28 protein-coding genes and 3 pseudogenes are annotated in these 25,000 nt (G+C 65.0%); 13 read left to right on the plus strand and 18 right to left on the minus strand.

Annotated features, from left to right (window positions below; genetic code table 11):
* Nucleotides 1-12 precede the first annotated feature (12 nt).
* The 5 genes and pseudogenes from LN139_RS18530 to LN139_RS18550 form a co-directional block, all read right to left on the minus strand.
* Nucleotides 13-1,353 (minus strand): hypothetical protein, encoded by a 1,341-nt coding sequence (locus tag LN139_RS18530; protein ID WP_236355545.1) that lies wholly within the window; start codon nt 1,351-1,353, stop codon nt 13-15.
* A 163-nt stretch (nt 1,354-1,516) separates the two neighbouring features.
* Nucleotides 1,517-1,915: a carbohydrate-binding protein gene (locus LN139_RS18535; protein WP_236355546.1), complete on the minus strand. Its 399-nt coding sequence runs from the start codon at nt 1,913-1,915 to the stop codon at nt 1,517-1,519.
* Nucleotides 1,885-2,889, minus strand: a complete 1,005-nt coding sequence (locus tag LN139_RS18540; RefSeq protein WP_329611052.1) for a lytic polysaccharide monooxygenase — start codon at nt 2,887-2,889, stop codon at nt 1,885-1,887. The genes LN139_RS18535 and LN139_RS18540 overlap by 31 nt, the downstream gene beginning before the upstream one ends.
* Nucleotides 2,872-3,982: pseudogene (locus LN139_RS18545) on the minus strand (glycosyl hydrolase family 18 protein); the annotation flags it as partial. The pseudogene LN139_RS18545 and the gene LN139_RS18540, both read right to left, overlap by 18 nt.
* 240 nt (nt 3,983-4,222) lie before the next feature.
* Nucleotides 4,223-4,825 (minus strand): LuxR C-terminal-related transcriptional regulator, encoded by a 603-nt coding sequence (locus tag LN139_RS18550; RefSeq protein ID WP_236355547.1) that lies wholly within the window; start codon nt 4,823-4,825, stop codon nt 4,223-4,225.
* A 36-nt stretch (nt 4,826-4,861) separates the two neighbouring features.
* On the opposite strand from LN139_RS18550, the gene LN139_RS18555 reads away from it, so the two are divergent.
* A complete protein-coding gene (locus LN139_RS18555; protein ID WP_236355548.1) occupies nt 4,862-5,014 on the plus strand; it encodes a hypothetical protein in 153 nt (50 codons plus the stop codon).
* A 71-nt stretch (nt 5,015-5,085) separates the two neighbouring features.
* Entirely contained in the window at nt 5,086-6,360 is a 1,275-nt protein-coding gene (locus LN139_RS18560; protein WP_236355549.1) for a sensor histidine kinase, read from the plus strand.
* Here the strand turns inward: LN139_RS18560 and LN139_RS18565 are convergent.
* Nucleotides 6,347-6,853, minus strand: coding sequence for a hypothetical protein (locus LN139_RS18565; RefSeq protein ID WP_236355550.1), 507 nt, complete (start codon nt 6,851-6,853; stop codon nt 6,347-6,349). The two genes, LN139_RS18560 and LN139_RS18565, sit on opposite strands and share 14 nt — an antisense overlap.
* Before the next feature lie 194 nt (nt 6,854-7,047).
* A complete protein-coding gene (locus LN139_RS18570; protein ID WP_236355551.1) occupies nt 7,048-7,707 on the minus strand; it encodes a M24 family metallopeptidase in 660 nt (219 codons plus the stop codon).
* A 180-nt stretch (nt 7,708-7,887) separates the two neighbouring features.
* Here LN139_RS18570 and LN139_RS18575 point away from each other — a divergent pair, with 180 nt between their 5' ends.
* The 3 genes from LN139_RS18575 (at nt 7,888) to dxs (ending at nt 11,008) form a co-directional block, all read left to right on the plus strand.
* Nucleotides 7,888-8,130 (plus strand): exodeoxyribonuclease VII small subunit, encoded by a 243-nt coding sequence (locus LN139_RS18575; RefSeq protein WP_236355552.1) that lies wholly within the window; start codon nt 7,888-7,890, stop codon nt 8,128-8,130.
* The gene (gene ispA / locus LN139_RS18580) at nt 8,127-9,014 is read left to right on the plus strand and encodes a (2E,6E)-farnesyl diphosphate synthase (RefSeq protein WP_236355553.1); all 888 of its coding nucleotides are present in this window, start codon (nt 8,127-8,129) and stop codon (nt 9,012-9,014) included. Before LN139_RS18575 ends, ispA begins: the two co-directional genes overlap by 4 nt.
* A 107-nt stretch (nt 9,015-9,121) precedes the next feature.
* Nucleotides 9,122-11,008, plus strand: a complete 1,887-nt coding sequence (dxs, locus tag LN139_RS18585; RefSeq protein WP_236355554.1) for a 1-deoxy-D-xylulose-5-phosphate synthase — start codon at nt 9,122-9,124, stop codon at nt 11,006-11,008.
* An 18-nt stretch (nt 11,009-11,026) separates the two neighbouring features.
* Here dxs and ribA read toward each other — a convergent pair whose 3' ends face one another.
* From ribA to nrdR, 10 genes and pseudogenes are all read right to left on the minus strand, one after another.
* Complete coding sequence (gene ribA / locus LN139_RS18590; RefSeq protein ID WP_236355555.1) at nt 11,027-11,626, minus strand: GTP cyclohydrolase II; 600 nt, start codon at nt 11,624-11,626, stop codon at nt 11,027-11,029.
* Nucleotides 11,627-11,690: 64 nt separating this feature from the next.
* Entirely contained in the window at nt 11,691-12,425 is a 735-nt protein-coding gene (locus tag LN139_RS18595; protein ID WP_236360509.1) for a substrate-binding periplasmic protein, read from the minus strand.
* A gap of 48 nt (nt 12,426-12,473) precedes the next feature.
* Nucleotides 12,474-12,977 carry a phosphatidylglycerophosphatase A family protein gene (locus LN139_RS18600; protein ID WP_236355556.1) on the minus strand — a complete coding sequence of 168 codons (504 nt, stop codon included), beginning with the start codon at nt 12,975-12,977 and terminating at the stop codon, nt 12,474-12,476.
* A complete protein-coding gene (thiL, locus tag LN139_RS18605; protein WP_236355557.1) occupies nt 12,974-13,939 on the minus strand; it encodes a thiamine-phosphate kinase in 966 nt (321 codons plus the stop codon). Before thiL ends, LN139_RS18600 begins: the two co-directional genes overlap by 4 nt.
* Before the next feature lie 11 nt (nt 13,940-13,950).
* Entirely contained in the window at nt 13,951-14,448 is a 498-nt protein-coding gene (gene nusB, locus LN139_RS18610) for a transcription antitermination factor NusB (protein ID WP_236355558.1), read from the minus strand.
* Nucleotides 14,445-14,921, minus strand: coding sequence for a 6,7-dimethyl-8-ribityllumazine synthase (gene ribH, locus LN139_RS18615; RefSeq protein WP_236355559.1), 477 nt, complete (start codon nt 14,919-14,921; stop codon nt 14,445-14,447). Before ribH ends, nusB begins: the two co-directional genes overlap by 4 nt.
* Before the next feature lie 82 nt (nt 14,922-15,003).
* Complete coding sequence (ribBA, locus tag LN139_RS18620) at nt 15,004-16,095, minus strand: bifunctional 3,4-dihydroxy-2-butanone-4-phosphate synthase/GTP cyclohydrolase II (RefSeq protein ID WP_236355560.1); 1,092 nt, start codon at nt 16,093-16,095, stop codon at nt 15,004-15,006.
* 17 nt (nt 16,096-16,112) lie between these two features.
* A pseudogene (locus tag LN139_RS18625) lies at nt 16,113-16,774 on the minus strand (riboflavin synthase).
* 25 nt (nt 16,775-16,799) lie between these two features.
* Nucleotides 16,800-17,936, minus strand: a complete 1,137-nt coding sequence (gene ribD, locus LN139_RS18630; protein WP_236355561.1) for a bifunctional diaminohydroxyphosphoribosylaminopyrimidine deaminase/5-amino-6-(5-phosphoribosylamino)uracil reductase RibD — start codon at nt 17,934-17,936, stop codon at nt 16,800-16,802.
* On the minus strand, nt 17,933-18,397 hold the full coding sequence (gene nrdR / locus LN139_RS18635) for a transcriptional regulator NrdR (RefSeq protein WP_236355562.1): 465 nt from the start codon (nt 18,395-18,397) through the stop codon (nt 17,933-17,935). The genes ribD and nrdR overlap by 4 nt, the downstream gene beginning before the upstream one ends.
* A gap of 117 nt (nt 18,398-18,514) precedes the next feature.
* Here nrdR and LN139_RS18640 point away from each other — a divergent pair, with 117 nt between their 5' ends.
* From LN139_RS18640 to LN139_RS18655, 4 genes and pseudogenes are all read left to right on the plus strand, one after another.
* Nucleotides 18,515-18,973 carry a hypothetical protein gene (locus LN139_RS18640; RefSeq protein WP_236355563.1) on the plus strand — a complete coding sequence of 153 codons (459 nt, stop codon included), beginning with the start codon at nt 18,515-18,517 and terminating at the stop codon, nt 18,971-18,973.
* Nucleotides 18,974-19,627, plus strand: a complete 654-nt coding sequence (locus LN139_RS18645; RefSeq protein ID WP_236355564.1) for a class I SAM-dependent methyltransferase — start codon at nt 18,974-18,976, stop codon at nt 19,625-19,627. It abuts the gene before it with no gap.
* Nucleotides 19,628-19,693: 66 nt separating this feature from the next.
* Nucleotides 19,694-20,565, plus strand: a pseudogene (gene trxA / locus LN139_RS18650) (thioredoxin).
* 55 nt (nt 20,566-20,620) lie between these two features.
* Nucleotides 20,621-21,445 (plus strand): aldo/keto reductase, encoded by an 825-nt coding sequence (locus LN139_RS18655; RefSeq protein ID WP_236355565.1) that lies wholly within the window; start codon nt 20,621-20,623, stop codon nt 21,443-21,445.
* Here the strand turns inward: LN139_RS18655 and LN139_RS18660 are convergent.
* Nucleotides 21,442-21,798, minus strand: a complete 357-nt coding sequence (locus tag LN139_RS18660; RefSeq protein WP_236355566.1) for a hypothetical protein — start codon at nt 21,796-21,798, stop codon at nt 21,442-21,444. The genes LN139_RS18655 and LN139_RS18660 overlap by 4 nt on opposite strands.
* A gap of 110 nt (nt 21,799-21,908) precedes the next feature.
* Here LN139_RS18660 and LN139_RS18665 point away from each other — a divergent pair, with 110 nt between their 5' ends.
* The 4 genes from LN139_RS18665 to LN139_RS18680 are packed head-to-tail and all read left to right on the plus strand — an operon-like array spanning nt 21,909 to nt 24,948.
* The gene (locus tag LN139_RS18665; RefSeq protein WP_236355567.1) at nt 21,909-22,457 is read left to right on the plus strand and encodes a DUF2796 domain-containing protein; all 549 of its coding nucleotides are present in this window, start codon (nt 21,909-21,911) and stop codon (nt 22,455-22,457) included.
* A 1-nt stretch (nt 22,458) separates the two neighbouring features.
* The gene (locus LN139_RS18670; protein WP_236355568.1) at nt 22,459-23,169 is read left to right on the plus strand and encodes an ABC transporter ATP-binding protein; all 711 of its coding nucleotides are present in this window, start codon (nt 22,459-22,461) and stop codon (nt 23,167-23,169) included.
* Nucleotides 23,169-24,434, plus strand: coding sequence for an ABC transporter permease (locus LN139_RS18675; RefSeq protein WP_236355569.1), 1,266 nt, complete (start codon nt 23,169-23,171; stop codon nt 24,432-24,434). The genes LN139_RS18670 and LN139_RS18675 overlap by 1 nt, the downstream gene beginning before the upstream one ends.
* Nucleotides 24,427-24,948 carry a DUF3299 domain-containing protein gene (locus LN139_RS18680; RefSeq protein ID WP_442964338.1) on the plus strand — a complete coding sequence of 174 codons (522 nt, stop codon included), beginning with the start codon at nt 24,427-24,429 and terminating at the stop codon, nt 24,946-24,948. Before LN139_RS18675 ends, LN139_RS18680 begins: the two co-directional genes overlap by 8 nt.
* Nucleotides 24,949-25,000: the final 52 nt, after the last annotated feature.

The following is a 25,000-nucleotide window of genomic DNA, read 5'->3' on the forward strand; positions in this document are numbered from 1 at the left end:
AACCACGGCGCCTCAGCCAGCCAGCGCTGCGGGATCAGGCAGGCGCTCGAGTGCCTGGGCCAGGGCGTGCTCCAACGGCACCCCGCTGGCCAGCGCTTCGCCCACCTGCTTGATCGACGCAAGGGCCTGGTCTGCGCTCAGCGAGCGGATCATCAGCCGGCGCGCCAACGCGCCGGTTTCGGGCTCGGAGGGCAAGCAGGCCCAGGTTTCGCTGCGATGGGAGAACGCAGCCCAGGCCAAGGAACCTGCGCTGTTCTCGCTCAAGCCGAAAAGGTCTTCGAAGACCATGCCCAGGGTGCCGGCCGGCTGTTGCTCGGGCCGCCGCCAGCAGCGCACTTCCAGCGCCTCGCGCCGAGCCCGTTCAATGTAGCGGCGCAGTTTGCCGGGGATGGTGGCGGCGGCCTTGGCCCGGTTGTAGTAGGTGTGCCGGGCCAGGCTCGCGGCATCGCGCACCACTCGCCAGATCACCGACCACAGCTGCGCCACGCAATAGTGCTCAAGCCCTACACGCAGAATGCTGCATATCTCGGCGCGCTCCTCTTCGAACAGTTCATGGGCGTAGAGCGCTGCCTGAACCTCGAAGTAGGCCATGCAATCGGCCACCGAATAATCCAGCCACAGGTCGTAGAGCCGCGGGGCGTCGTCGAACAACCGGCCGTGCTGGGCTTTTATCAGCGCAGGCAGCGCTTCGCCGGAAGGTGCGGGCGCCAGGGCATAGACCTTGGACGCTGGCCGCCCCACCAGGTTGCCATTCTTGAGATAGTAGGTGCCCTCACTGGCCTTCGACGGTTCTTCGCGCAGCACCCCCGCCAGGCGCAGCCGGTCCAGAAACTGGGGAACATGGGCAGGTGCCAGCCCGTGGCATTCGGTGGTGCGAAACTCCGCCGTGCAAAGGCGCGGCGCCAGAACCGCGTCCAGCGCCAGCAACAGCAGAGCGCTGTCATCCGCCAGGGCGCTGTAGCTGGGCGCAGACACAGGTTGGGCCTGCATGTACGCCTGGAGTTGCTCGGCCAGGTCGCGCTCTTCCTGGGCCCTGGCCTGCAACATCGCTTCGCCCAGCCTGGCTGCGCAAGGGTCGCAAGGCCGGTGCGCACCTGCCAGCGAAGAGCGCACGGCAGAGCGGCTGTTGATCTCTATGGCCGCCTGGCAGCGCGGGCAACGCTGGTTTTCGTCGAACACCCGGCAATGTTCACGCAGAAGCTGGGTGACCTGGGAAGACTGGCGCAGGTCGCGAAACGGCAACAGGTCGCGCACCCGCTCCTGGAAACGGCCATCGGCGTCAATTGCCCAATAGCGCTCGGCAAGTACGGCGATCTCCGGATCGTCAGTCAGCATGTGAAGAGTGATGTTCATCGGCCGCCCGGCTCCAGTGGTTGTCAGCAAATGTGAGTGGGGGCGAACCTTAGCGGGCAGAGCGGGAGGCATCCATCAGACGATTCTGATGATTCTGTAGGATTAATTACCGATTACAGGAAAAGAGGCCCACGCCGCTTCCAGAGCGTGGGCCCGAGCCTATCTAGCCGAGCGGCGCCCACAGTGTGGGTGCGCCTTCAGGGCTCCAGCCTGGATTGGAGACATGTGCCTGGACGCAGCGGTAGCGTGCACCCTTGTAAGTGACCAGGTCACCGACGCGATAGCTCACACCGGCAGAACTCCACTCACTGGCACCCCCCTCTCCAGCAGTCGTTACCAGCAACACATTGCTGGGTACCGATTCTCCCTCGGCGCTGAAGGCGGTGACGAAGAATTCGTACTCGACACCTGCTGCAAGCCCTACCGCATCGTAAGCCAACGCTGGCGGTTTGACTTGCTCCAGCAGCCTGCCATCGCGATAAACACGGTAGCCGTCGACGCCTGCCTGCCCGCTGGCAGGCGCGCCCCACATCAGGCTGGCCGAACTGGCGGTAGTGCCCATCGCGTGCAACGCCAGTGGCTCGCTCGGTTTACCACCCCCTCCAGCGGTAAAGTGGCTGCGCTCACGCGAGCAGGCTCCGAGCGCTGGCCTTGGGCGTCTATCGCGACCACCTCATAGGCATAGGTCGTTCCAGGCTCAAGGCCTTCGTTCAGCCACTGCAGCTCGCCGGCGCTCAGATAGGCAGCGGGCTTGCCATCGCGTGAGATTTCATAGCCTGCTGCAAGGGTCCCGGAGGAACTGGCCTGCCAGGCCAGGCCGAGGCTGTTCGCAGTGCGCGTGCTGACGTGCAGGCTGGACGGGGTGCCAGGCTTGCCAGCCGAGCCGCCCTTGAAGTCCAGGTCGACCGCCTGATAGAACGCCATGCCGGTGTCGGCTACTTCCCATACGGCCAGCAGTACGTGGTAACCCTCACGGTAAGGCAGCGTGATTTCGTGCACGGTCGGGTCAGGCGGCAGCAGTTCATCGCGGTACTGCCAGGTCGGTACCAGATCGAATTGCACCGTGCTGAACGGCTCGGCCTCGAACTGCGCGCGGCTGAGTTTTTTCGACGGGTCCCAATCGGGGCGCGTGATGAAGTAATTCCAACGCCGCGCCGCATGAATCGCTGCGTAATGCCATTCGAAGCGCAGGCTCTGCCGTGGCTGAACTGCGTGTGTCGGCCAGGGCGCTCCGGTTTCGCTGGCCACTTCATCGAGCAAGCGTGCCTGCGGGTGGCCCGCACTGGCGATCTCGCCATCGGCCGGTTGCAAGTGGCTGGGCGAATCATCGGCCCCCCCGACAGGGTCGATCAGGCCCACTTCGTAGGCCGGGAAGAACTTGCCCGCCTCCAGCGAATACGGGATCGAGGCGTCCATCCCCGCCACGCCGCGCTCCCAAGCCAGCACTGCGCGGGACTTGGGTAGAAATACGCCGCCGTGAGCCGGCGTGATGGGCGCGCCCCGGCTGCTCGTTACTGCCCAGAGATTGCGCGCCAGGTCCGGTGCCCAATCCGCTCGGGCGGTATGCTTGCCTTTGCACAGGTAACTCGAGCCTTTCCACATCACACCGTCCCCCCGCACATATTGAGTACCTTCCTGCCATTGATCGGGCTCCGGGTCTGGATCTGGATCTGGGTCTGGGCCTTCGCCGCCTTCGGTGATCGAGCGGTAACGTTCGACGAACTCCCAGCCGTAAGGCGCGCCGCTTTTGCTGTGGCCTGCGTCCCAGTTGATCGACCAGGTCATCAGCCCGCGTACCGCGCTACCTTGCTCGGCAAGCCGGCGCAGAGCGTTCAAGGCCTTTTGCGGTTGGTCCACGTAACCGGTAGCGGCCGCATCGACGTTGGAGGGCAGGCCTATCACAAATTTGTCGGCTGGAATCTTCAGGTAGCCGCGGGTGCCGTGCACGAGGCTGTCGGTCAGGTAAAAGAGGAAGTCTTCCTTGAGCTCGTCGTCGTTCTGGGTCAGCCAGGTGTTTATTTCATCGACCCAGACACCATCGCCGCCCTGGTTATAGAACTGCGGAGCGATGAAGTCGTAGTAGCCCTCCAGGTTGCTGATGTAGGGCTCGTAGGCGTTGCCGGGCTTGAGATCAGGGGAATTCCGGCGCCATGCTGATGATGAAGTGCTTGCCAAGGCCTGCGTAGTGTTCGCGCACCAGCTTCAGCGCCTGTGGGATCACCACAGCGTTGGCTCCAGCCTTGATCGCGCTTTGCTCAAGGTCGATGTCCAGCCCGTCGAAACCGTAGGTTTCCACCAGGCGTACCAGCTCCAGTGCAAAGGCCTGTTCGTCGCCCTCGGCAAACTCGATCTCTGCATCGGCGCCGCCCAGCGAAATCAGCACCGCGCGCCCTTGGGCGTTGAGCACACCGACCTGCTGGCGGAAGGCATCGTCACTGAGTGCGTAAGGTTTGAAGGTGGGGATGCCGTGGCCCTTCATGAAGGCCACCGCCACGACGTTGTAGGGGGTTGGTACGTCAGTCAGCTGCAACTCGGCAAACTCGCCGCGCTGGTAACCGTCGCCACCCGGGTTGGGCGCCCAGTTATGCCAGAACCCCATCAAAATCTGTTTGCCGCGCAAATCGGGCATCGCGCTGGCGGCATCTTCGAGCGGCAATCCCGCTTTCGATCGCTTGCGCGCGATCCTTGCCTTGAGCGCATCGGCGGCGCGCTCGAACCAGCGAATTGGCTTGGCCATGCTTTCAGTCCTCAGTAGGTCGATGCGCAGGACTGCAGGGCAAGCGCAAGGCGACAGGTGTGTCGCCGACACCCATGTTAGGGACAACGGCTCGAACGCAAAGCTGGCAAATCTATTGGTTTTGAACGCCGCTTACAGGCCGAGCCCGCGCAGTGCGGCTTCAGTGCGAGTGCCCACACCAAGGGCCTTGAACAGCGAGGAAACGTGAATACGCACTGTGAATGGCGAGATACCCAGCGCTCGGGCGATCTCCTTGTTGCTCTTGCCGGCGGTGATCAGGCGCAGCACATCCTGTTGCCTTGGCGTCAACGGCACGGGTGCAGCGCAGGCCAGAGCCGGTTGATCGGCCAGGCACACCAGCGCCTGGCCCGCGCAGGCGGCCAGCAAGGTGTCGCAAAATTGCCCGGCGGCCACGCTTTTGCCGATAAATCCGTTGGCGCCCGCCGCCATTGCCTGCCGCGCTACCGAAGGCCGCTCGAGCATCGACACCACCACAATCACGGTGCGTGGGAACGCCTGGCGCAAGTCGGCGATGTGGGCGGTGCCGTGGGTACCCGGGAAGCACAGGTCGAGCACAATCAGCCGTGGCTCGCTTCCCGCCTTGGCCAGTTGCCACACCTGCGCAACCGACGCTGCCTGCTCGATGGTGGCATTGGGCATCAAACGTTTAACATTGCGCACAACCCCTTCCCTGAACAGCGGGTGGTCGTCGGCGACTATGATGCGATCGGCCACTGGCTTACACGCCCCACGCCTGAGGAAAGCACCGCCATGCGCGCCTTGAAGGACAACGAACTGGAGCAAGCCAGCGTGAGGCTGGCGGTCGCTGGCTGCGCTGCGCTGTATGTGGGGGTGGTGTCTGTATTGCCCGGTTCGGTGTTCGCATCGTTCGCTCCGGTGTTGGCCTATAGTGTTTTTTTCTGATTGTATCTGCACTGTTACGCCGCGAAATCAAGTGCCGGCCCGGCTACTATCCGCGCCGCCGGCTGGTGGAAATGCTCCATGACTACGCCGCCATCACCTTCGCCATGGTGCTGGGTGGCGAAGCTGCGCTTCCGCTTTACGCGGTGCTGTTGTGGGTCACGGTGGGCAACGGCTTGCGCTTTGGCCGCCGGGACCTGGCCATTGCCACTGCATTGGGGCTGGGGTCGCTGGCGTTGAGTTGGTACATGACGCCGATGTGGCGGGCGCACCCGTTCATGGTGGCTACCTTGGGGCTGGCAATGGTTGCCGTGCCCAGCTATGCCTGCTTCCTCACGCGGCAAGCCCATCGGCTGGCTGCCGAGCATCAGCGCGGCCATCTGGAAAATGCACGCTTTCTGGCACAGGCGAGCCACGACCTGCGCCAGCCCATCCAGTCGATCGGGCTGTTCACCAACTGCCTGCGCGAGAGCCCGCTCGATGCCACGCAACAGCGCATGGTCGACAACATCGACCAGTCGCTGCTCAACGCATCGCAGTTGTTCCGCCGCTTTCTCGACGGCTACCAGATGGATCGCCGGCCACTGTTGCCAGTGGTGCAGGCCGTTGACCTGCACCAGTTGGTTCAGGAAGTGCTTCGCACGTTCGAACAGGACGCCCAGGCCAGCGGCGCCAGGCTCCGCGCGCGGGTGACCCGGCATTTCGTGGAAAGCGACCCGGCCCTGCTCAGCCGCATGCTTCAGAACCTGATCGCCAACGCGCTGAAATACGCGCCCGGCAGCCGCATCCTGGTGGGCACGCGGCGCTGCGCTGCAGGTTGGTCGGTGCAGGTGCATGACGCGGGGCCGGGTATAGCGAAGGGGCAACTGGGCCGGCTGTTCGATGAGTTCTATCGCAGCAAGGCGAGCGATTCGGTTCAAGGGCAGGGCCTTGGGTTGGCGATCGTCAAGAAGCTCGCTCGCAGCATGAATATGGAAGTGAAGGTCAACTCCCGGCCTGGCCACGGCACAAGCGCCAGCACAGGCCCGCTGCGGGCGATCACGGCTGCGCCGCCGCTCGACTTGCTCCAAGGCCTGCGCGTGTGGCTTGAGCCGAGCGATGGCCTGCTGGCAGTCGAGCAGCAGCTCTGCGCCTGGGGCTGCGAGGTGGTAGGACCTGAGCAGGCGCACGAGGTGCGCATCGCGCGCCATTGGCTGCCAGGCCATCCCGCGCGCCAGGTCATCATCGGCGCGGCGGGCGATCATGACGGCGCCTTGGCGCTGGCCGAGCCGGTCGACCCGGCGCAACTGCGCTCGGTGCTGCTGAGCAGCCGCAGCGCGCTTGCCGGGCAACCGATCACTGGTAGCTGAAGTCTTTCACGACGCCCTTGGCGAAACGCACGGTGACGTTGCGCGGGCCGTTGCCTGCCGCCCCGCCCTGCCCCTTGAGGGCGCTGTTGGCGAACTCGAAGATGTCGGAGGCATAGCCGCCCTGTGAGGTGTTGCGGTTGATGCTGCTGTTGACCCGGTTGCGCGTCTGGGTGGGCAGCGAGTTGGTCAGGCCACTCAACGGGCCGTTATCGCTGGCGCTTGCGGTGCCGGTGTCTCGCAGGTATTGCCAGGTTTCCTCACCAGCGCCGGTGGCCTGCCGGGTGGTCGGCGCGCCCATGGCGGTCAATACCTGGTCGGAAGTGGTTTTGCCGGGCACCAGGGTGCGGTTGAGCTGCACCAGGTCGAAGGGTCGGGTTTGCGCCGGCTGGCCGGTCAGGCTGTTGATCACATTGAGCCCACCGCCGCCACCATTGGGCATGTTGGCGCAGCCCGCCAGGGTCAAGGCAGCGATCACGAAAAGAGGCTTTTTCACAGGTCCGGTTCCTTGCGCGGGACCCCCGCCACACCCCGTTCGGGGTACTGCGAGCTCGCCGGGTCCATGGCGCTGTTGTATGCAAAGTGAATGAGGGTGCGTTTGCCGCGACAGTAAACACCTCACCCCTTTTCGCACCAATAGTACGGATGTACTAACTCAAGGCACTCGAGCCGGCCCGTGGTGTCGCGCCGCTACACCAGCAAATCTTCGAAAAACGCACCGTATGGCTTGCTCGGGTGGCGGATCTGGATTTCGAGAATCCACAGGCCCGACGACGGCCGGCCCGGGTAGTCGCCCAGGTCGCCGGCCTTGTAGATGGCATGGGGAAAGTCGCTGACGCGATGGCCCTTGATGTCCAGGTTCAGCTCCCAGCCCATCTCGCTGGCACGCTGCCGGGCGAAATCGTACAGCTCGGGGCCGGTGGCGCCGGTGGTGCGCCACTGCGCCTCGACCTCGACATAGAGCGATTTGGCGGCCGCAGCGCAGGCAATCATTTCAGGATCGTTGCCAGTGGTGAAGCTGGCGCCGGCATCGCCTTCGTGGCCACCGTACACCGCGCCCAGGTCGATGAAATAGATGTCGTTCTCGCCCAGTACCGGGTCGCCATCGGAGCGCTGGTGGAACATCTTCAGTGTGTTGGCGCCGAAACGCACGAGCAACGGATGCCAGATGCGCGGGGTTTCCAGTTCTGCCAGCACCTGCTTGCCGACGGCGCGCGCATCGGACTCGCGCATCCCCGGCTCGATGCGCGCGGCCAGGCGTTCGATCACTTGCCAGGTACTGGCCTGGGCCTGTTGCATGGCGGCAAGGCTGTATTGCTGGCCGGTGGCTTCTTTGGAGTAGGCGGTCACGGTGGTGGCTCCTGAAGTACTGCATGGCGTGTAATGCCTGCGACTATAGCCCCCGCCGCCTGGCTGCGCAGCTTTCCGTTAGCCCGCGCGCGCGGGTTTGCCCAGTGCAGGCGATTTGCCCAGCCAGCCCGGCTCTGCTAACGTCGCGGCCGTTCATAACCGGTTACCGAGGCGCCTGACATGGCCCGTAAAAAAGCTCCCGTAGACTTCGAAGCGTCCCTGGTGGAACTGCAAACGCTGGTCGAAAGCCTGGAGAACGGCGAGCTGTCGCTGGAAGACTCGCTGGCCGCCTTTGAAAAAGGCATCGGCCTCACTCGCGAATGCCAGGATGCCCTGAGCCAGGCCGAGCAGAAGGTACAACAACTGCTCGAACGTGACGGCGAGCTGGTTGAGGCGCCCCTGGACCTGGACGGCGCCGAATGATCACGCAGTATCAGGCCCAGTGCCAGGCGCGGGTCGATCAAGCGCTGGCGACACTGTTCCAACCGCCTTTGGCTGACCTCGCTCGCCTCTATGAAGCGATGCGCTACAGCGTGATGAACGGCGGCAAACGGGTGCGCCCGCTGCTGGCCTACGGCGCCTGCCAGGCATTGGGCGCAGCGCCCGAGCGTGCCAACGGCGCAGCCTGTGCGGTAGAGCTGATCCATGCGTATTCGTTGGTGCACGACGACCTGCCGGCGATGGACGACGATGACCTGCGCCGCGGCCAGCCGACCACCCACAAAGCCTTTGACGAAGCGTGCGCGATCCTGGCAGGTGACGGCCTGCAAAGCCTGGCCTTCACCGCCCTCACCTCGCCTGCTCTGGGCGAGCTGAGCGATGCCACCCGCCTGGAAATGGTCCGCACCCTGGCCCGCGCGGCAGGGCCGGCTGGCATGGTGGGCGGCCAGGCCATCGACCTGGGCTCGGTGGGCAAGCACCTGGACCAGGCAGCGCTCGAGCGCATGCACCGGCACAAGACCGGTGCTCTGATCGAAGCCAGCGTGCGCTTGGGTGCGCTTTCCAGCGAACGCGCCGACAGCAGCGACCTCAACGCCTTGCAAGCCTATGCCCAGGCCGTGGGGCTGGCCTTCCAGGTGCAGGACGATATCCTCGACGTGGAGAGCGATACCGCGACACTGGGCAAACGCCAGGGCGCCGACATCGCCCGCGACAAACCGACTTACCCGGCACTTCTGGGCCTGGCCGAGGCCAAAGCCTATGCGCTGGAGCTGCGCGACCAGGCCCTGCATGCGCTGCGCCCCTTCGACGCCGCCGCCGAGCCTCTGCGCGAGCTGGCGCGTTACATCGTCGAACGCCGGCACTGAGCCTTCGACGCCCTGGTTGGCCGCCAATGAGTGCTGGGTAGCTGTTCCCTGGCACTCATTGGGTTAAACTGCGGCCTTTTACACACGCCAAAAAAACGACCCGCCTGATGCCTACGACGTTTCAAGAGATTCCCCGCGAACGCCCGCTCACGCCCCTGCTCGACCGCGCCGCGTCTCCCGCTGGCCTGCGCCGGCTGGGTGAAGCCGAGCTGGAAGAACTGGCGGACGAACTGCGCCTGGAGCTGCTGTATTCGGTCGGCCTGACCGGCGGGCATTTTGGCGCAGGCCTGGGTGTGATCGAACTGACCATCGCCCTGCACTACGTCTTCGACACTCCCGACGACCGCCTGGTGTGGGATGTCGGCCACCAGGCCTATCCGCACAAGATCCTCACCGAACGCCGTGGGCGCATGCCCTCGCTGCGCCAGAAGGACGGCCTCGCCGCCTTCCCGCGCCGCAGTGAAAGTGCCTTCGATACCTTTGGTGTCGGCCACTCGAGTACCTCGATCAGCGCCGCGCTGGGCATGGCCATTGCCGCTCGCCTGCAGGGCAGCGAGCGCAAGTCGATCGCGGTGATCGGCGACGGTGCGCTCACTGCGGGCATGGCCTTCGAGGCGCTCAACCACGCGCCGGAAGTGAACGCCAACATGCTGGTTATCCTCAACGATAACGACATGTCGATCTCGCGCAACGTGGGCGGGTTGTCCAATTACCTCGCCAAGATTCTCTCAAGCCGCACATACGCCAGCATGCGCGAGGGCAGCAAGAAGGTGCTGTCACGCCTGCCCGGTGCCTGGGAAATCGCCCGCCGCACCGAAGAATACGCCAAGGGCATGCTCGTGCCCGGCACGCTGTTCGAAGAGCTGGGCTGGAACTACATCGGCCCTATCGATGGCCATGACCTGCCCACGCTGGTCGCTACGTTGCGCAACATGCGTGACCTCAAAGGCCCGCAGTTCCTGCACATCGTCACCAAAAAGGGCAAGGGCTTCGCGCCGGCCGAGGTCGACCCGATCGGCTACCACGCCATCACCAAGCTCGAGCCGCTGAACCCGCCGGCTGTGCCGAAAAAGGCCAGCGGCCCGAAATACTCGGCCGTCTTCGGCCAGTGGCTGTGCGACATGGCCGAAGCCGACCCGAAACTGGTGGGCATCACGCCGGCCATGAAGGAAGGCTCCGACCTGGTGGCGTTCAGCGAGCGCTTCCCGGAGCGCTATTTCGACGTCGCCATCGCAGAACAGCACGCCGTAACGCTAGCCGCCGGTATGGCCTGCGAAGGTGCCAAGCCGGTAGTGGCGATCTATTCCACCTTCCTGCAACGTGCCTACGACCAGCTGATCCACGACGTGGCCGTGCAGAATCTCGACGTGCTGTTCGCCATCGACCGCGCGGGCCTGGTGGGCGAAGACGGCCCGACCCACGCCGGCAGCTTCGACCTCTCCTACCTGCGCTGCGTGCCCGGCATGCTCATCATGGCGCCGAGCGACGAGAACGAGCTGCACCTGATGCTGAGCACTGGCTACCACTATCCAGGCCCAGCTGCGGTGCGCTACCCGCGTGGCAGCGGCCCGAATGCGGTGATCGAAGGCGGCCTGCAGACGCTTGAAATCGGTAAGGGCGTTCTGCGCCGCCAAGGGAGCAAGGTCACGGTGCTGGTATTCGGCGTGCAATTGGCCGACGCGCTGGTCGCAGCCCAGGCACTGGATGCAACAGTGGCAGACATGCGCTTCGTCAAACCACTGGATGAGGCCCTGATTCTGGAGCTGGCCGCCAGCCACGACTTGCTGGTGACCGTCGAGGAAAACGCAATCATGGGTGGCGCTGGTAGCGCGGTGGGCGAGTTCCTGGCGCGTGAGGGCGTCACCAGGCCGTTGCTTCATCTGGGTTTGCCAGACACCTACGTCGAACACGCCAAGCCGGCGCAAATGCTTGCCGAGTGCGGGCTGGACGCCGCCGGCATCGAAGCGGCCATTCGCCAACGCCTGGCGAAGTAGCCGCTTGCCCGCCAGGCTTCAGCTGGCGGGCGTCCCCATCATGTGCCCCAACTTCACGGCTTTTGTTGCCAGGTAATACTTGTTGTGCGGGTTGTGCCCGGTGTGCAGCGGCACACGCTCGGCCACGGCCACGCCCAGGTCAGCCAACGCCTTGACCTTGCGCGGGTTGTTGGTCATCAGCCGCATCGCCTTCACCCCCAGGTGTTCGAGCATCGGCTGGACGATCCGGTAATCCCGCTGGTCAGCGGCAAAGCCCAAACGCTCGTTGGCCTCGACCGTGTCAGCGCCGCCATCTTGCAGTTCGTAAGCGCGGATCTTGTTCAACAGGCCAATCCCGCGCCCTTCCTGGCGCAGGTACAGCAGCACGCCGCGGCCTTCGCGAGCGATGGCCTGCAATGCCGCCTCAAGCTGCGAACCGCAGTCGCAGCGCTGGCTGAACAGGGCGTCGCCCGTCAGGCATTCGGAATGAAGACGGCCAAGCACCGGCGCGCCGTCGGCGATATCACCCAAAGTCAGGGCAACGTGCTCGCGCCCGCTTTCCTCTTCGCGAAAGCCATGCATGGTGAAGGTGGCAAAGGGGGTGGGGAGTTGGCAGGCGGCAACGAACGCAACAGGCACAGGGCGCTCCTGAACGGGCTTGAAAGAAAAGTGTGACAGTGTAACAGCAGCCTCGGGCGGAGGCTTATTCCAAATTATCGCCCACACCTATCGAAGCGGTCGATCCTGGCTTGCCGATGCGGTCGAATGGGTAAGGTTGCTGCCAGCGGGCGAAGATTGGCCGCAGAGCGCCAGCGGGTACCAATTCGTCCATGCGCCTGTCGAACAGGTCGCGCAGGCGATGGCCCTCACTGGTATTGGCAAAGCCAAGGTAAAGCGGTAACTCCGCCAGGTGAGACAGGCGGTAATCCTGAGGGTTGGGCGCGGCCTGCAATATCACCTGGATTTCGCTGTGTGCGTCGATGTAGTAGTCGATGCGGCCCTTGTCGAGCATCGACAGGATGCCGACCCGGCGTTGCACCTGTTGGTAGTCACGAACACCTGGCAGGTAGCGCTGGAGTTCGTAGCCGTGCACCCAGGCCAGCCGGTAATCACCCAAGTGGTCGGGCTTGGGCGCCGGGTTGCGGGCTGAGCCGAGGGCATAGATGTGATCGACGTCGTAGGGCCAGCGCGGGTACAGCACTTCGCGCTCCTGATGGTAGGAGCCGACCCAGATATCGGCCTGCCCGTCGCGCACCAGCCCGATGGACCGCAGGTAGAGATCGGTGCGTACCTGCACCTTGTAACCGGCCGGCTCGAAGATCGCCCGTAACAGGTCCCAGGCGAGCCCAGTGCCGTCGGCATTGGTGTAGTCGGCCCATTCTTCGCTGACCACCCGGATGTTCCCAGGCTCGGCACGGCCCGCCAGAGGCAGGCTCATGAACAGCACCAGCCAAATCCATTTAGCCACCGCGTGACTCCCTGGTGGTCAGCCCACCGCCCAGACGATCAATTGCATGCTAGCCCAGGCGAACACACCGGCGAGCACGTCGTCGAGCATGATCCCCACTCCGCCATGCACATGCCGGTCGATCCAGCGGATCGGCCAAGGCTTGAGAATATCGAAGAAGCGAAATACCAGGAACCCGATCAGTAACCAGTGCCAGCCCGCCGGCACTAGCCAGAGCGTGATCCACATGCCGACGATCTCGTCCCAGACGATCCCTTCGTGGTCGTGCACGCGCAGGTCGTCGGCGACTTTACCGCACAGCCAGAAGCCGAACAGCATCGACACGCCGAGCATCAGCCAGTAGCCCCAGTCGGGCAGCATTTGCCACAGGGGAATGAACGGAATGGCTACCAGCGAGCCCCAGGTACCGGGGGCCTTGGGCAAGGTCCCGGAGCCGAAGCCGAAGGCGATGAAGTGCCAGGGATTGCGCCATACCGAGGGCGGTACGAACTCGCCTGGCACCTGATGAGGATGTTCGCTCACGGGGTCTCCCGAAAGTGTTGATAACCGCGCACGGCGGGCGTGATGTCCTGCCCTGCGTCGTCGATCAATTGGACGCCTTGCCCGGCCAGCACCTGGCCGATCGCCAGGATCGGCCAGCCCGCTGCTTGCAGAGGCGCGAGGGCCTCGCCGGGCAGGCTGAAAGCAAGAATATAGTCGTCACCGCCGGCCAGTGCCGCTTGCAATGCGGCCGCCTCGCCGTGCACGGCCCGCAAGGCATCAGACACCGGCACCCGGGATCGTTCGATCCGGATCGCCACGCCCGATGCCTGGGCGATGTGCCCGGCATCGGCGAGCAGCCCGTCGGAAATGTCGAGCGCCGCGCTGGCATGGCCACGCAGGGCCTGGCCCAGCGCAAGTTGCGGCTCTGGCGACCAATAGCGGGCGAGCAGTGGCTCGGCCAGCTCGGCAGGCGCCTGCAACTGGCCCAGCACCAAAGGCAGCGCACCGGCAGCATCGCCCAGCGGGCCGCCCACGCAGAACAGCTCGCCTGCACGCGCGCCGGAGCGCACCAGCGCCTGCCTGGCAGGCACACTGCCGAACACGGTCAACGTCAGGCTCAACGGGCCACGGGTGGTGTCGCCGCCGATCAGCCGCAAGGCGCAACGCTCGGCCATGCGCGACAGGCCGGCGGCGTAACGCTCAAGCCAGTCGGCGGAAAAAGCAGGGAGGGTCAAGGCCAGCGTGAAGCCCAGCGGGCGAGCGCCCATTGCAGCCAGGTCGCTGGCGGCCACGGCGAGCGAGCGCTGGCCGAGCAGGAACGGATCGGCGCGCTCGGGGAAGTGGACACCACTGACCAGCGTGTCGGTAGACACCGCCAACTGCTCGCCCGCCGCCGGGGCCAGCAGCGCGCAGTCGTCGCCGATGCCCAAAGCGACTTCGCCGCCGTGCCCTGCACAGGGCGCGGCGGCGAAGTAACGGCCGATGAGTTCGAACTCACCCATGTTCACGATGCTCAGCGCTTGTTCGCCTTCACTTCAGGCCCACGCAGCTGCGGCGCGAGCTTGTCGAGCACGCCGTTGACGAACTTGTGGCCGTCGGTGGAGCCGAACAGCTTGGCCAGCTCGATGCCTTCGTTGATCACTACGCGGTAAGGCACGTCGACCCGCTTGAGCATTTCGAAGGTGGAAAGCCGCAATACAGCCAGCTCGACCGGGTCGAGCTCGTCCAGGGCCAGGTCCAGGCACGGCACCAGGGCTGCGTCGATTTCGGTCTTGCTCGCCGGCACGCCGTGCAGGATCTCGCGGAAGTAGGCGCCGTCGACGTCGGAGAAGTCGTTGTCGACACGGAACTGGGCCTCGATCTCGTTGAGCGAGTGCCCGGCCATCTGCCATTGGTACAGCGCCTGAGTCGCCAGCTTGCGCGCCTCGCGGCGGCGGGCCGAACGGTTCTTGGCCTGGGCGGGGTCGAGGGGGCTGCGCGGGTTGAAACGCTCGTTGTCGTCGTTGCTCACTTGGCCTCCAACTGCCCGAGCAGGCTGATCATCTCGAGGGCCGAGAGAGCGGCTTCGGCGCCTTTGTTGCCGGCCTTGGTGCCGGAGCGCTCGATGGCTTGTTCGATCGAGTCGACGGTCAGTACGCCGAAGGCAACCGGCAGGCCGAATTCCATCGATACCTGGGCCAGGCCCTTGGTGCATTCGCCAGCGACGTATTCGAAGTGCGGGGTGCCGCCACGAATGACCGCGCCCAGCGCGACGATAGCGTCGTAGTCACCCTGCTGGGCGACCTTCTGGGCCACCAGCGGAATCTCGAACGCACCAGGTGCGCGGATGATGGTGATGTCGCTTTCACTCACGCCATGGCGAACCAGGGCATCGATGGCGCCACTGACCAGGCTTTCGACGACGAAGCTGTTGAAGCGGCCGACCACCAGGGCAAAGCGACCTTTGGGGGCGATGAAAGTACCTTCGATGGTCTTCACGGTCATTGCGGGTCTCGTATTTAAAGAGCCGGGCCGCATCATTGCGGCCCGTGGGAGAGTAGTCGAGGCAAGTGGCGCCGGGCGCCACTCACTCCGATGGGACGTATTCTACAACTTCCAGGTCGAAGCCGGAAATGGCGTTGAACTTCATCGGCGAGCTCATCAGGCGCATCTTGCGCACACCCAGGTCGCGCAGGATCTGCGAACCGGCACCGACGATGCTGTAGGTGGTGGGCTTCTTGACCGGGGTGTGGTCGGTGGCCTCGCGAATCTGCGCCAGCAGCGCGTCGCCATCCGGCGCGTGGCCCAGCAGCAGCACCACGCCACTGCCCGCTTCTGCAACGGTCGTCATCGCCGCACGCAGGCTCCAGCGGCCAGGTTGGCGCACCATGAGCAGGTCACGCAGCGGGTCCATGTTGTGAACGCGCACCAGCGTCGGCAGGTCGCCACCGATTTCGCCCAGGGTCAGCGCCATGTGCACCTCGCCTTCGACCGAATCGCGGTAAGTGACCAGCTTGAAATGGCCCAGCTCGCTGTCCAGCGGCTGCTCGGCCACACGCTGCACGGTGCGCTCGTGGATCATGCGGTAGTGAATCAGGTCGGCGATGGTGCCGATCCTGATGTTGTGCTCGGCGGCGAAGGCTTCGAGTTCAGTGCGGCGCGACATGGTGCCGTCGTCGTTCATGATCTCGCAGATCACCCCGGCCGGCTCGTAACCGGCCATGCGCGCCAGGTCGCAGGCCGCTTCGGTATGGCCGGCGCGGGCAAGGGTGCCGCCAGGCTGGGCCATCAGCGGGAAGATATGGCCGGGGCTTACGATGTCTTCGGCGACCGCTTCGCGGGCGGCGGCCGCTTGCACGGTGCGCGCGCGGTCGGCAGCGGAAATACCGGTGGTGACGCCTTCGGCGGCCTCGATCGAGACAGTGAACTTGGTGCCGAAGCCTGAGCCATTGCGCGGCGCCATCAGTGGCAGGCGCAGGGTCTCGCAGCGCTCGCGGGTCATCGGCATGCAGATCAGGCCGCGGGCAAAGCGCGCCATGAAGTTGATGTGCTGAGCCTGGCAGCATTCGGCGGCCATGATCAGGTCACCTTCGTTCTCGCGGTCTTCGTCATCCATCAGGATGACCATTTTGCCTTGGCGAATGTCTTCGACCAGTTCTTCGATCGTGTTGAGCGCCACGCGGCACCCCCTTGCAGTCAGGATTTCAGATAGCCGTTGGCGGCCAGGAAGCTTTCTGTGATGCCGGAGGCCGTGGGCTCTGCGGCTTTGTCGCCCATCAACAGGCGTTCCAGGTAGCGGGCCAGCAGGTCGACCTCAAGGTTCACCCGCCGCCCTGGGCGATAGTCGGCCATGATGGTCTCGGCCAGGGTGTGCGGCACGATGGTCAGCTCGAACTCGGCGCCGTCTACCACGTTGACCGTGAGGCTGGTGCCGTCGACGGTGATCGAGCCCTTGTGGGCGATGTACTTGGCCAGCGCCTTGGGTGCACGCACGCGGAACTGGATAGCGCGAGCATTATCGGCGCGCGACACCACCTCGCCAATACCGTCGACATGCCCGCTGACCAGGTGGCCGCCCAGGCGGCTGGTGGGTGTCAGGGCCTTTTCGAGGTTGACCGGGCTGCCGGCTTTCAGGTCGCCGAATGCAGTGACGTCGAGCGTTTCGCGGCTGACGTCGGCCCAGAAGCCGTCGCCTGGCAGCTCTACCGCGGTAAGGCATACGCCGTTGACCGCGATGCTGTCGCCCAGCTTGACGTCGGCCAGGCGTAGCTTGCCGGTGTGCACGTAAACACGCACATCACCGCCTTTGGGGTGATCGTGCGGATGCTGCCGATCGACTCGATGATGCCGGTGAACATGAAAGTGCCTCCAGAAGAAATCGGTTTACGCGGCCACGATGGGCACGGCGGTGATCAGCCAGTCGTCGCCCACCGCGCGCACCTGGGTGATCTTCAGCCGCGGTGCATCAGCCATATGGGCCAGTGGCCAATCAAGCAGCGGGCGGGCCGCAGAGCCCAGCAGGCATGGCGCCATGAACAGCTGGAACTCATCGACCAGGCCTTGCCGGGCGAACGCGCCTGCAAGGCGCGCGCCCGCCTCCACCAGCAGCTCGTGAATACCGCGAGCCGCCAGCAAGCGCAGCAGGCTCGGCAGGCAAACCTGGCCGTTGTCACCCGGCAATGCCAGCAGCTCGGCCTGAGCTTTGGCATAAGCCTGTGTATCGGCCGGCAGGCTGTGGCACACCACAAGCGATGGGCCGGCGTTGAAAAACGGCGCATCCAGCGGCACGCGCAAGCGGCCGTCGATCAGAATGCGCAAGGGTGGGCGCGCCAGGGCAAGGGCTTGCTGCTCATCGGGCAGGCCCAGCTCAGCGGCGCGCACCGTCATGCGCGCGCCATCGGCAATCACACTGTCGGCGCCGGTGAGCACGGCACTGGCACTGGCGCGCAGACGCTGCACGGCGCGGCGGGCGTCGGGGCCGGTGATCCACTGGCTTTCGCCACTGGCCATGGCGGTGCGGCCGTCCAGGCTCATGGCAAGCTTGGCGCGCACAAAAGGCAGGCCCTGTTCCATGCGCTTGATGAAGCCGGGGTTCAACGCTCTGGCCTCGGCCTCGAGCACACCGACACGCACCTCGATACCGGCCTCGACCAGGCGCGAAAGGCCCGCACCGCCGACCTGCGGATTCGGGTCACGCATCGCGGCGACTACCCGAGCAACACCCGCGTCGATCAGTGCATTGGCGCACGGCGGCGTGCGGCCGAAATGGCTGCAAGGCTCAAGGGTGACGTAAGCCGTGGCGCCCCGCGCCTGCTCGCCGGCCTGGCGCAAAGCATGGACTTCGGCATGCGGCTCGCCGGCACGGCGGTGCCAGCCCTCGCCCACCACCTCGGTACCGAGTACGATCACGCAGCCAACGCGCGGGTTGGGGTGGGTCGAGTACAGGCCCAGCGCCGCCAGTTCCAGTGCCCGTGCCATGTAGCGGTGATCGAGTGCATCTTGCTCGGCGGCGTTGCTCATGGATCAGCGGGCTCACGAGCCAGCCGGTCGATCTCCTCGCGGAACTCGTCCAGGTCCTGGAAGCGCCGATACACCGAGGCGAAGCGGATGTAGGCCACTTCATCGAGCTTGCGCAGCTCGCCCATCACCAGCTCGCCCACCACCAGCGACTTGACCTCGCGCTCGCCCGTTGCCCGCAGCTTGTGCTTGATGTGGCCAAGCGCAGCCTCAAGGCGCTCGATGCTCACCGGGCGCTTCTCCAGCGCCCGCAGCATGCCGGCGCGGAGTTTTTCTTCGTCGAAGGGTTGGCGCGTGCCGTCCTGCTTGATCAGGCGCGGCAACACCAGCTCGGCGGTTTCGAAGGTGGTGAAGCGCTCTCCGCACGCCAGGCATTCGCGGCGGCGGCGCACTTGCTCGCCTTCGGCGACCAGGCGGGAGTCGATGACTTTGGTGTCGTTGGCACCGCAGAAGGGACAGTGCATGAGGGCAGGCCACAGCGCTTGCAATAAAGGACGGCCATGGTAGCGCATCCACCCGGCAAGACAAGGCCGAGGCTTTGCGGTATACAGTGATGCCGCCACAGCCAGGACCCCGGCCCCATGAAAGTACGTTCACTAGCCTTGCTCGGACTGTGCGGGCTGCTTGCCGCCTGCGGCAGCGACGCGCCAAAGCCTCAACCTGCCAAACCCGCCGCGCAGGTGCCCGCCCCCGATATCACCGCCCCCGAAGCCCCGGGCCCGCTGCCGGCGTGGCAACGGGAAATCAGCGGCACCCTCGAAGGCGTGCCCGCCGGCGCGCAGGTCGAGCTGGCGCTGCTGGTGGTCGATGAAAAAAGCCGGCCGCAGCGCCTGCTGGCGAGCACCACCGTGGCCGGTACCAACCGCGCGCTCGCGTTCCAGCTGCGTTTCGCGCCCGAAGCCTTTCCGCAGAACGCTCGTGTCGAGCTGCGCGGCCGCGCCAGCCAGGCGGGTGTCCTGACGCTGCGCCTGGCACCTCAGACCATCAGCCAGGGCACCACGCAAAACCTGGGCAACCTGCAGATGTACAAGGCGCCCTGAGTGGCCACGGCCGCCCTCGGGCAGGCACTGGCGCAACTGCTTGGCGACGCGAGCCTGGCGCGTACCGAGCTGCCGGGCACCGAGCTTGCCCTTTGGTTGATCGACCCTGAGCACATGGCGCGGCCGTTCAGCCCTGAGGAAACCCGGCGCATCCTCGATGAGCCACCCTACTGGTGCTTCTGCTGGGCCAGCGGCCTTGCCCTGGCACGCTGGTTAGCTGAGGCGCCACACTGGGTCGCTGGCAAGCGGATACTGGATTTCGGCGCAGGCTCCGGCATCGCCGGCATTGCCGCAGCCCGCGCGGGGGCGGCCGAAGTTGTTGCATGCGACCTCGACCCGCTGGCCCTGCAAGCCTGCCAGGCCAATGCGGCGCTCAACGGCGTGAGCCTGTCGCTGAGCACAGACTTCTTCAGTGAAGCCGACCGTTTCGACCTGATCCTGGTGGCCGACGTGCTCTATGACCGCGCCAACCTGCCACTGCTGGGCCAGTTCCTCAGCCGCGGCCGCGAGGCGCTGGTAGCCGACTCACGCGTGCGCGATTTCAACCATCCGCTGTACCGCCCGCTTGGCACGCTGGATGCCCTGACGCTGCCGGACCTGGCCGAGCCGGAAGCCTTTCGCAAGGTCAGCCTGTACCACGCCCGGCGGCCCTGACTTCCGGCGCTGGGGTAGAGCCTTTATAGTGGCTGGCATTGCCTAACGGTCATGTTGGAAACCACGATGAGCCAGGACACTTCTTACATCTTCGATGTCACCGATGCCGATTTTCAGCAGCAGGTGATCGAAGCCTCGTTCAACCAGCCCGTGCTGGTGGATTTCTGGGCCGAATGGTGCGCGCCGTGCAAGGTGCTGATGCCGATGCTGCAGCAGATCGCCGAGAGTTACCAGGGCGCGCTGTTGCTGGCCAAGGTGAACTGCGACGTCGAGCAGCAGGTGGTGGGCATGTTCGGCATCCGCAGCCTGCCGACCGTGGTGCTGTTCAAGGATGGCCAGCCGGTCGATGGCTTCGCCGGTGCCCAGCCCGAGTCGGCAGTGCGGGCGATGCTCGAACCGCACGTGCAGATGCCCCCACCCGCAGCGGACGACCCCTTCGAACTGGCCCAGGCGCAGTTCAGCGAAGGCCAGTACGCTCAGGCCGAAGCCACGCTCAAGGCGCTGCTCAGCGAAGACAACAGCCAGGTTGGCGCCCTGATCTCTACGCCCGTTGCCTGGCCGAACGCGGTGAGCTGGCCGAGGCGCGCACCATTCTCGACTCGATCAAGAGCGATGAGCACAAGGCTGAGCTCGCCGGCGCCAAGGCGCAACTCACCTTTTTGAGCCAGGCCGAAACCTTGCCCGACGCTGCCGAGCTCAAGGCCCGTGTGGCGCAGAACCCTGGTGACGACGAAGCGGTTTACCAATTGGCCGTGCGCCAGCTGGCGCGCCAGCAGTACGAAGCCGCACTGGATACCCTGCTCAAGTTGTTCGTGCGTAACCGCGCGTGGAACGAAGGCTTGCCGCACAAGACGCTGCTGCAGGTGTTCGACCTGCTGGGCAACGATCACCCGCTGGTGACTACCTACCGCCGCAAGCTGTTCGCCGCGCTTTACTGAACGCCTGCCGGGCGCCCGGGTCAGTATTTCTTTGCAACTGACCCGGGAGAAGCCCATGAGCACCTCACACCCTATTGTTACCCTCAACGACGGCATCAGCATGCCGCAGCTGGGGCTGGGCGTCTGGAAGGCCAGCGACAGCGAAGCCACGCTGGCGGTGAGCGAGGCGATCCAGGCCGGCTACCTGGCCATCGACACCGCCGCGATCTACAAGAACGAAGCCGGCGTCGGTGAAGGTGTGCGCAAGGCTGGCAAGCCGCGCGACAGCCTGTTCATCACGACCAAGGTGTGGAATGACGACCAAGGCCATGACTCGGCCATCGGCGCACTGGAAAGCAGCCTGCAACGCTTGAAGATGGACCACGTCGACCTGCTGCTGATCCACTGGGCGCAGCCGTCGAAAGACCTCTACGTGGAAACCTGGCAGGCATTGATCGAGTTGAAGAAACGCGGCCTGACGCGCTCGATCGGCGTATCGAACTTCCACGCTCCGCACCTGCGCCGCATCATCGACGAAACCGGCGTAACGCCATCGGTCAACCAGATCGAGCTGCATCCCTACCTTCAACAGAAGGAACTGCGTGCACTGCATCAGGAGCTGGGCATCCATACCGAAGCCTGGAGCCCGCTGGCACAAGGCAAGGCCATCGAAGACCCGGCCATCGAAGAGATTGCGCGCAAGCATGGCAAGAACGCCACGCAAGTGATCATTCGCTGGCACCTGGACAGCGGCCTGATCGTGATCCCCAAATCAGTGACGCCAGAGCGCATTCGCAGCAATGCGCAGGTGCTGGACTTCAAGCTGGATGCCGAGGACATGGCAGCCATCGCGCGGCTCGATCGGCACGAGCGCCTCGGGCCGGACCCGGATACGTTCTAACCCACCCAGCAATACAGCGGCGCGTCGGCATCTGTCTGCACCCGCACCTGCGCGCAGTGGCGCAGGCGCACCAGCAGGCGCTTGGCGGCGCCCGCACTGCCTGCCAGGCCTTCGAGCTGTTCCATCAGCTCGGGGCCTGGCACCTGGCCTGCCTGTTCTACCAGGCGCAGTGCGGCCAGCCACTTAGCGTCGTCGGGGCTCGCCTTCGCGCCTGGCGCGCCTGGCGTCACCGGCGCTGGCGCTGTCACTGGCTGCACTGCCAATTGGCTGCCCAGGCGCTGCCAGTCGGCGTCGTCCAGTTCGATGGCCAGGTCCACTGGCCACGGCCCTACAGTTCCCTTGATTCTGATCATGCTGGTGCTCGCCTGAAATTCAGCGGCGACCATAGCGCAAGGCTGGTGATGGCGCAAAATGCGTTATAACATTACCCACCTTTTTCAGAATCGCTGTGGAGCCCTATTCGATGCGCCCTCTGCTGCTCGCCCTGCCCTTCGCCCTTTTGCCTTTCACTGCCGCTTACGCCCACGATGAACACGAACACGGCAGCCTTGGCGCTCATGAACACGGCACCGCCCAACTCAACGTCGCCCTGGATGGCGAAACCCTGGAAATCGAGCTGGACAGCCCGGCGATGAACATCGTCGGCTTCGAGCACGCGCCCACCACGCCTGAACAAAAGGCCCAGGCCGCCGCCGCCCAGCAGCGCCTCGACGAGCCCGAGACGCTGTTCGCCCTGCCTACTGCGGCCCAATGCACCACCGCCCAGAGCGATGTGGGCAGCCCTGTGTTCGGTAACGCCGCCGAGAGCAAAGGTCACGAAGGCCACGAGCACGCCGATGTCGATGCCCACTACCAGTTCCAGTGCGACAACCCGTCGGCACTGGCCAGTATCGATTTCGCGCCGTTCTTCAAGGCCTTCCCGGGTACCCGCAAGATCGTGGTGCAGGCCATCACCAGCAACGGCCAGAAAGGCCTGCAGGCCACGCCCGCCAACAGCTTGCTGAAGTTCTGAGATGGCCGCCGACCTGATCGACCTGGCCGAGGTGGGTTTCGCCTGGCCCGGCCAGCCTGAACTGCTGGACATCCCAGAGCTGAACCTGGCCCGTGGCCAGAGCCTGTTCCTGCGTGGCCCCAGTGGCAGCGGCAAGACCACCCTGCTGGGCTTGCTCGGCGGTGTGCAAAAGCCGCAGCGCGGGCGTATCCAGGTGCTGGGGCAGGATTTGGCGCAGCTCTCCCAAGGCGCTCGCGATCACTTCCGGGTCGATCACACCGGCTATATCTTCCAGCAGTTCAACCTGCTGCCGTTTCTTTCGGTGCAAGAGAACGTAGAGCTGCCGTGCCGTTTCTCGGCCCTGCGCCGCCAGCGGGCCGAACAACGGCACGGCAGTGTCAGCGCTGCCGCCGCGGCGCTGCTGGAGCATCTGGGCCTGAAACATTCTGGGCTGTTGGCGCGCCGCGCCGGTGCGCTTTCGATCGGCCAGCAGCAACGAGTCGCTGCGGCACGTGCATTGATTGGCCAGCCGGAACTGGTGATCGCAGATGAGCCGACTTCTGCACTGGACGCCGATGCGCGGGAAGCTTTCATCCAATTGCTGTTTCAGGAATGCCGCGAGGCCGGCGCGGGGCTTCTGTTCGTCAGCCACGATCAGAGCCTGGCACCGTTGTTCGACCGCGCGGCCTCACTGGCCGAGCTCAACCGCGCCACGCGCCCGGAGGCGATCTGATGTACCTGCTGCGCCTGGCCCTGGCCAGCCTTGCCAACCGCCGCTTCACCGCCTTCCTCACAGCATTTGCCATCGCCTTGTCGGTGTGCCTGCTGCTGGCCGTGGAGCGCGTGCGCACCGAGGCCCGCGCCAGCTTTGCGGCCACCTTGAGCGGCACTGACCTGGTGGTCGGCGCGCGCTCGGGTTCGGTCAACCTGCTGCTGTATTCGGTGTTTCGCATCGGTAACGCCACCAACAATATTCGCTGGGACAGTTACCAGCATTACGCCCAGGACCCGAGGGTGAAGTGGGCGATCCCGCTCTCGCTGGGTGATTCGCACCGCGGCTATCGCGTGCTGGGCACCGACCACAATTACTTCGAGCACTACGAATACGGCCACCATCAGCACCTGGCCCTGGCCGAAGGCCGGCCGTTTGCCGACGACCCGTTCGAGGTCGTGCTGGGCGCGGAAGTGGCCGAGGCGCTGCATTACCACCTGGGCGACAAGGTGGTGCTGGCACATGGGGTGTCGACCATTAGCCTGGTCAAGCACGACGACAAGCCTTTTACCGTTGTGGGTGTGCTCAAGCGTACCGGCACACCGGTCGACCGCACACTGCACATCAGCCTGGGCGGCATGGAGGCGATCCACATCGACTGGCAAAACGGTGTGCCCGCACGTGGCGAGGGCCGAGTGAGCGCCGAACAGGCGCGGCACATGGACCTGACGCCCAACGCGATCACGGCGTTCCTGCTGAGGCTCAACAGCAAAGTCACAACCTTCACACTGCAGCGCGAGATCAACGACTTCCGTGGCGAGCCGATGATGGCGATCCTGCCAGGCGTTGCGCTGCAAGAGCTCTGGAGCCTGATGGGCACTGCCGAGCAGGCGCTGTTCGTGGTTTCGGCATTCGTGGTGTTGACCGGGTTGATCGGCATGCTCACCGCTATCCTCACCAGCCTCAACGAACGCCGCCGCGAGATGGCGATCCTGCGCTCGGTGGGCGCACGGCCGTGGCATATCGCCGGGCTGCTGGTGGCCGAGGCCTCGGCTTTGGCCGTGGTCGGCATAGCAGCCGGCGTGGCCCTGCTGTATGCGTGCATCGCAGGTGCCCAGGGTTACGTTCAGGCCCAGTACGGCATCTACCTGCCGTTGTCGCTACCCAGTGCCTACGAGCTGAGCCTGCTGGGCCTGATCCTGGGCTGTGCGGTGCTCATGGGCACGGTGCCGGCCTGGCGCGCCTATCGGCAGTCGCTGGCTGACGGGTTGTCGATCCATGTGTAGGGCATGGATGGCAGGCCTCGCCTTGTGGGCCATGGCCGCCGTGGCAATGGCGGCGCCGGTGCATGTGTTGACCTGGGATGACCTGATACCTGCGGACGCGCCAAAGCTCGCGCCGCAGATGGCGCCACTGCATGACCTTTCGAAAATGGGCACGGCGTTGCAGGAAGACGCCCCGGCCGCCCATCAGCAGGCGCCCCACGCGCCGGTGGTGCAGGGCCTCGATGGCCAGCGGGTGCGCTTGCCCGGCTACATCGTGCCGCTGGAGGTAAACGAAGAAGGCCGCACGACCGACTTTTTGCTGGTGCCCTACTACGGCGCCTGCATCCACGTGCCGCCACCGCCATCGAACCAGATCGTGCACGTGACCTCGGAGCTGGGGGTGAAGGTCGAGGAGTTGTACCAGCCCTACTGGATCGAAGGGCCACTGCAGGTCAAGGCCAGCAGCAGCGAGCTGGCCGAAGCAGGCTATCAGATGGTCGGTGAGCGTATAGCCGTTTATGAGTTATCGGAATGATCAATCACGGCTAACGTTGCGTCAGGTCAATTCCGCGGCTTTCAGGGCTTCT

The organism is Pseudomonas sp. KNUC1026 (assembly GCF_021650705.1).
In the GTDB taxonomy this organism is placed as follows: domain Bacteria; phylum Pseudomonadota; class Gammaproteobacteria; order Pseudomonadales; family Pseudomonadaceae; genus Aquipseudomonas.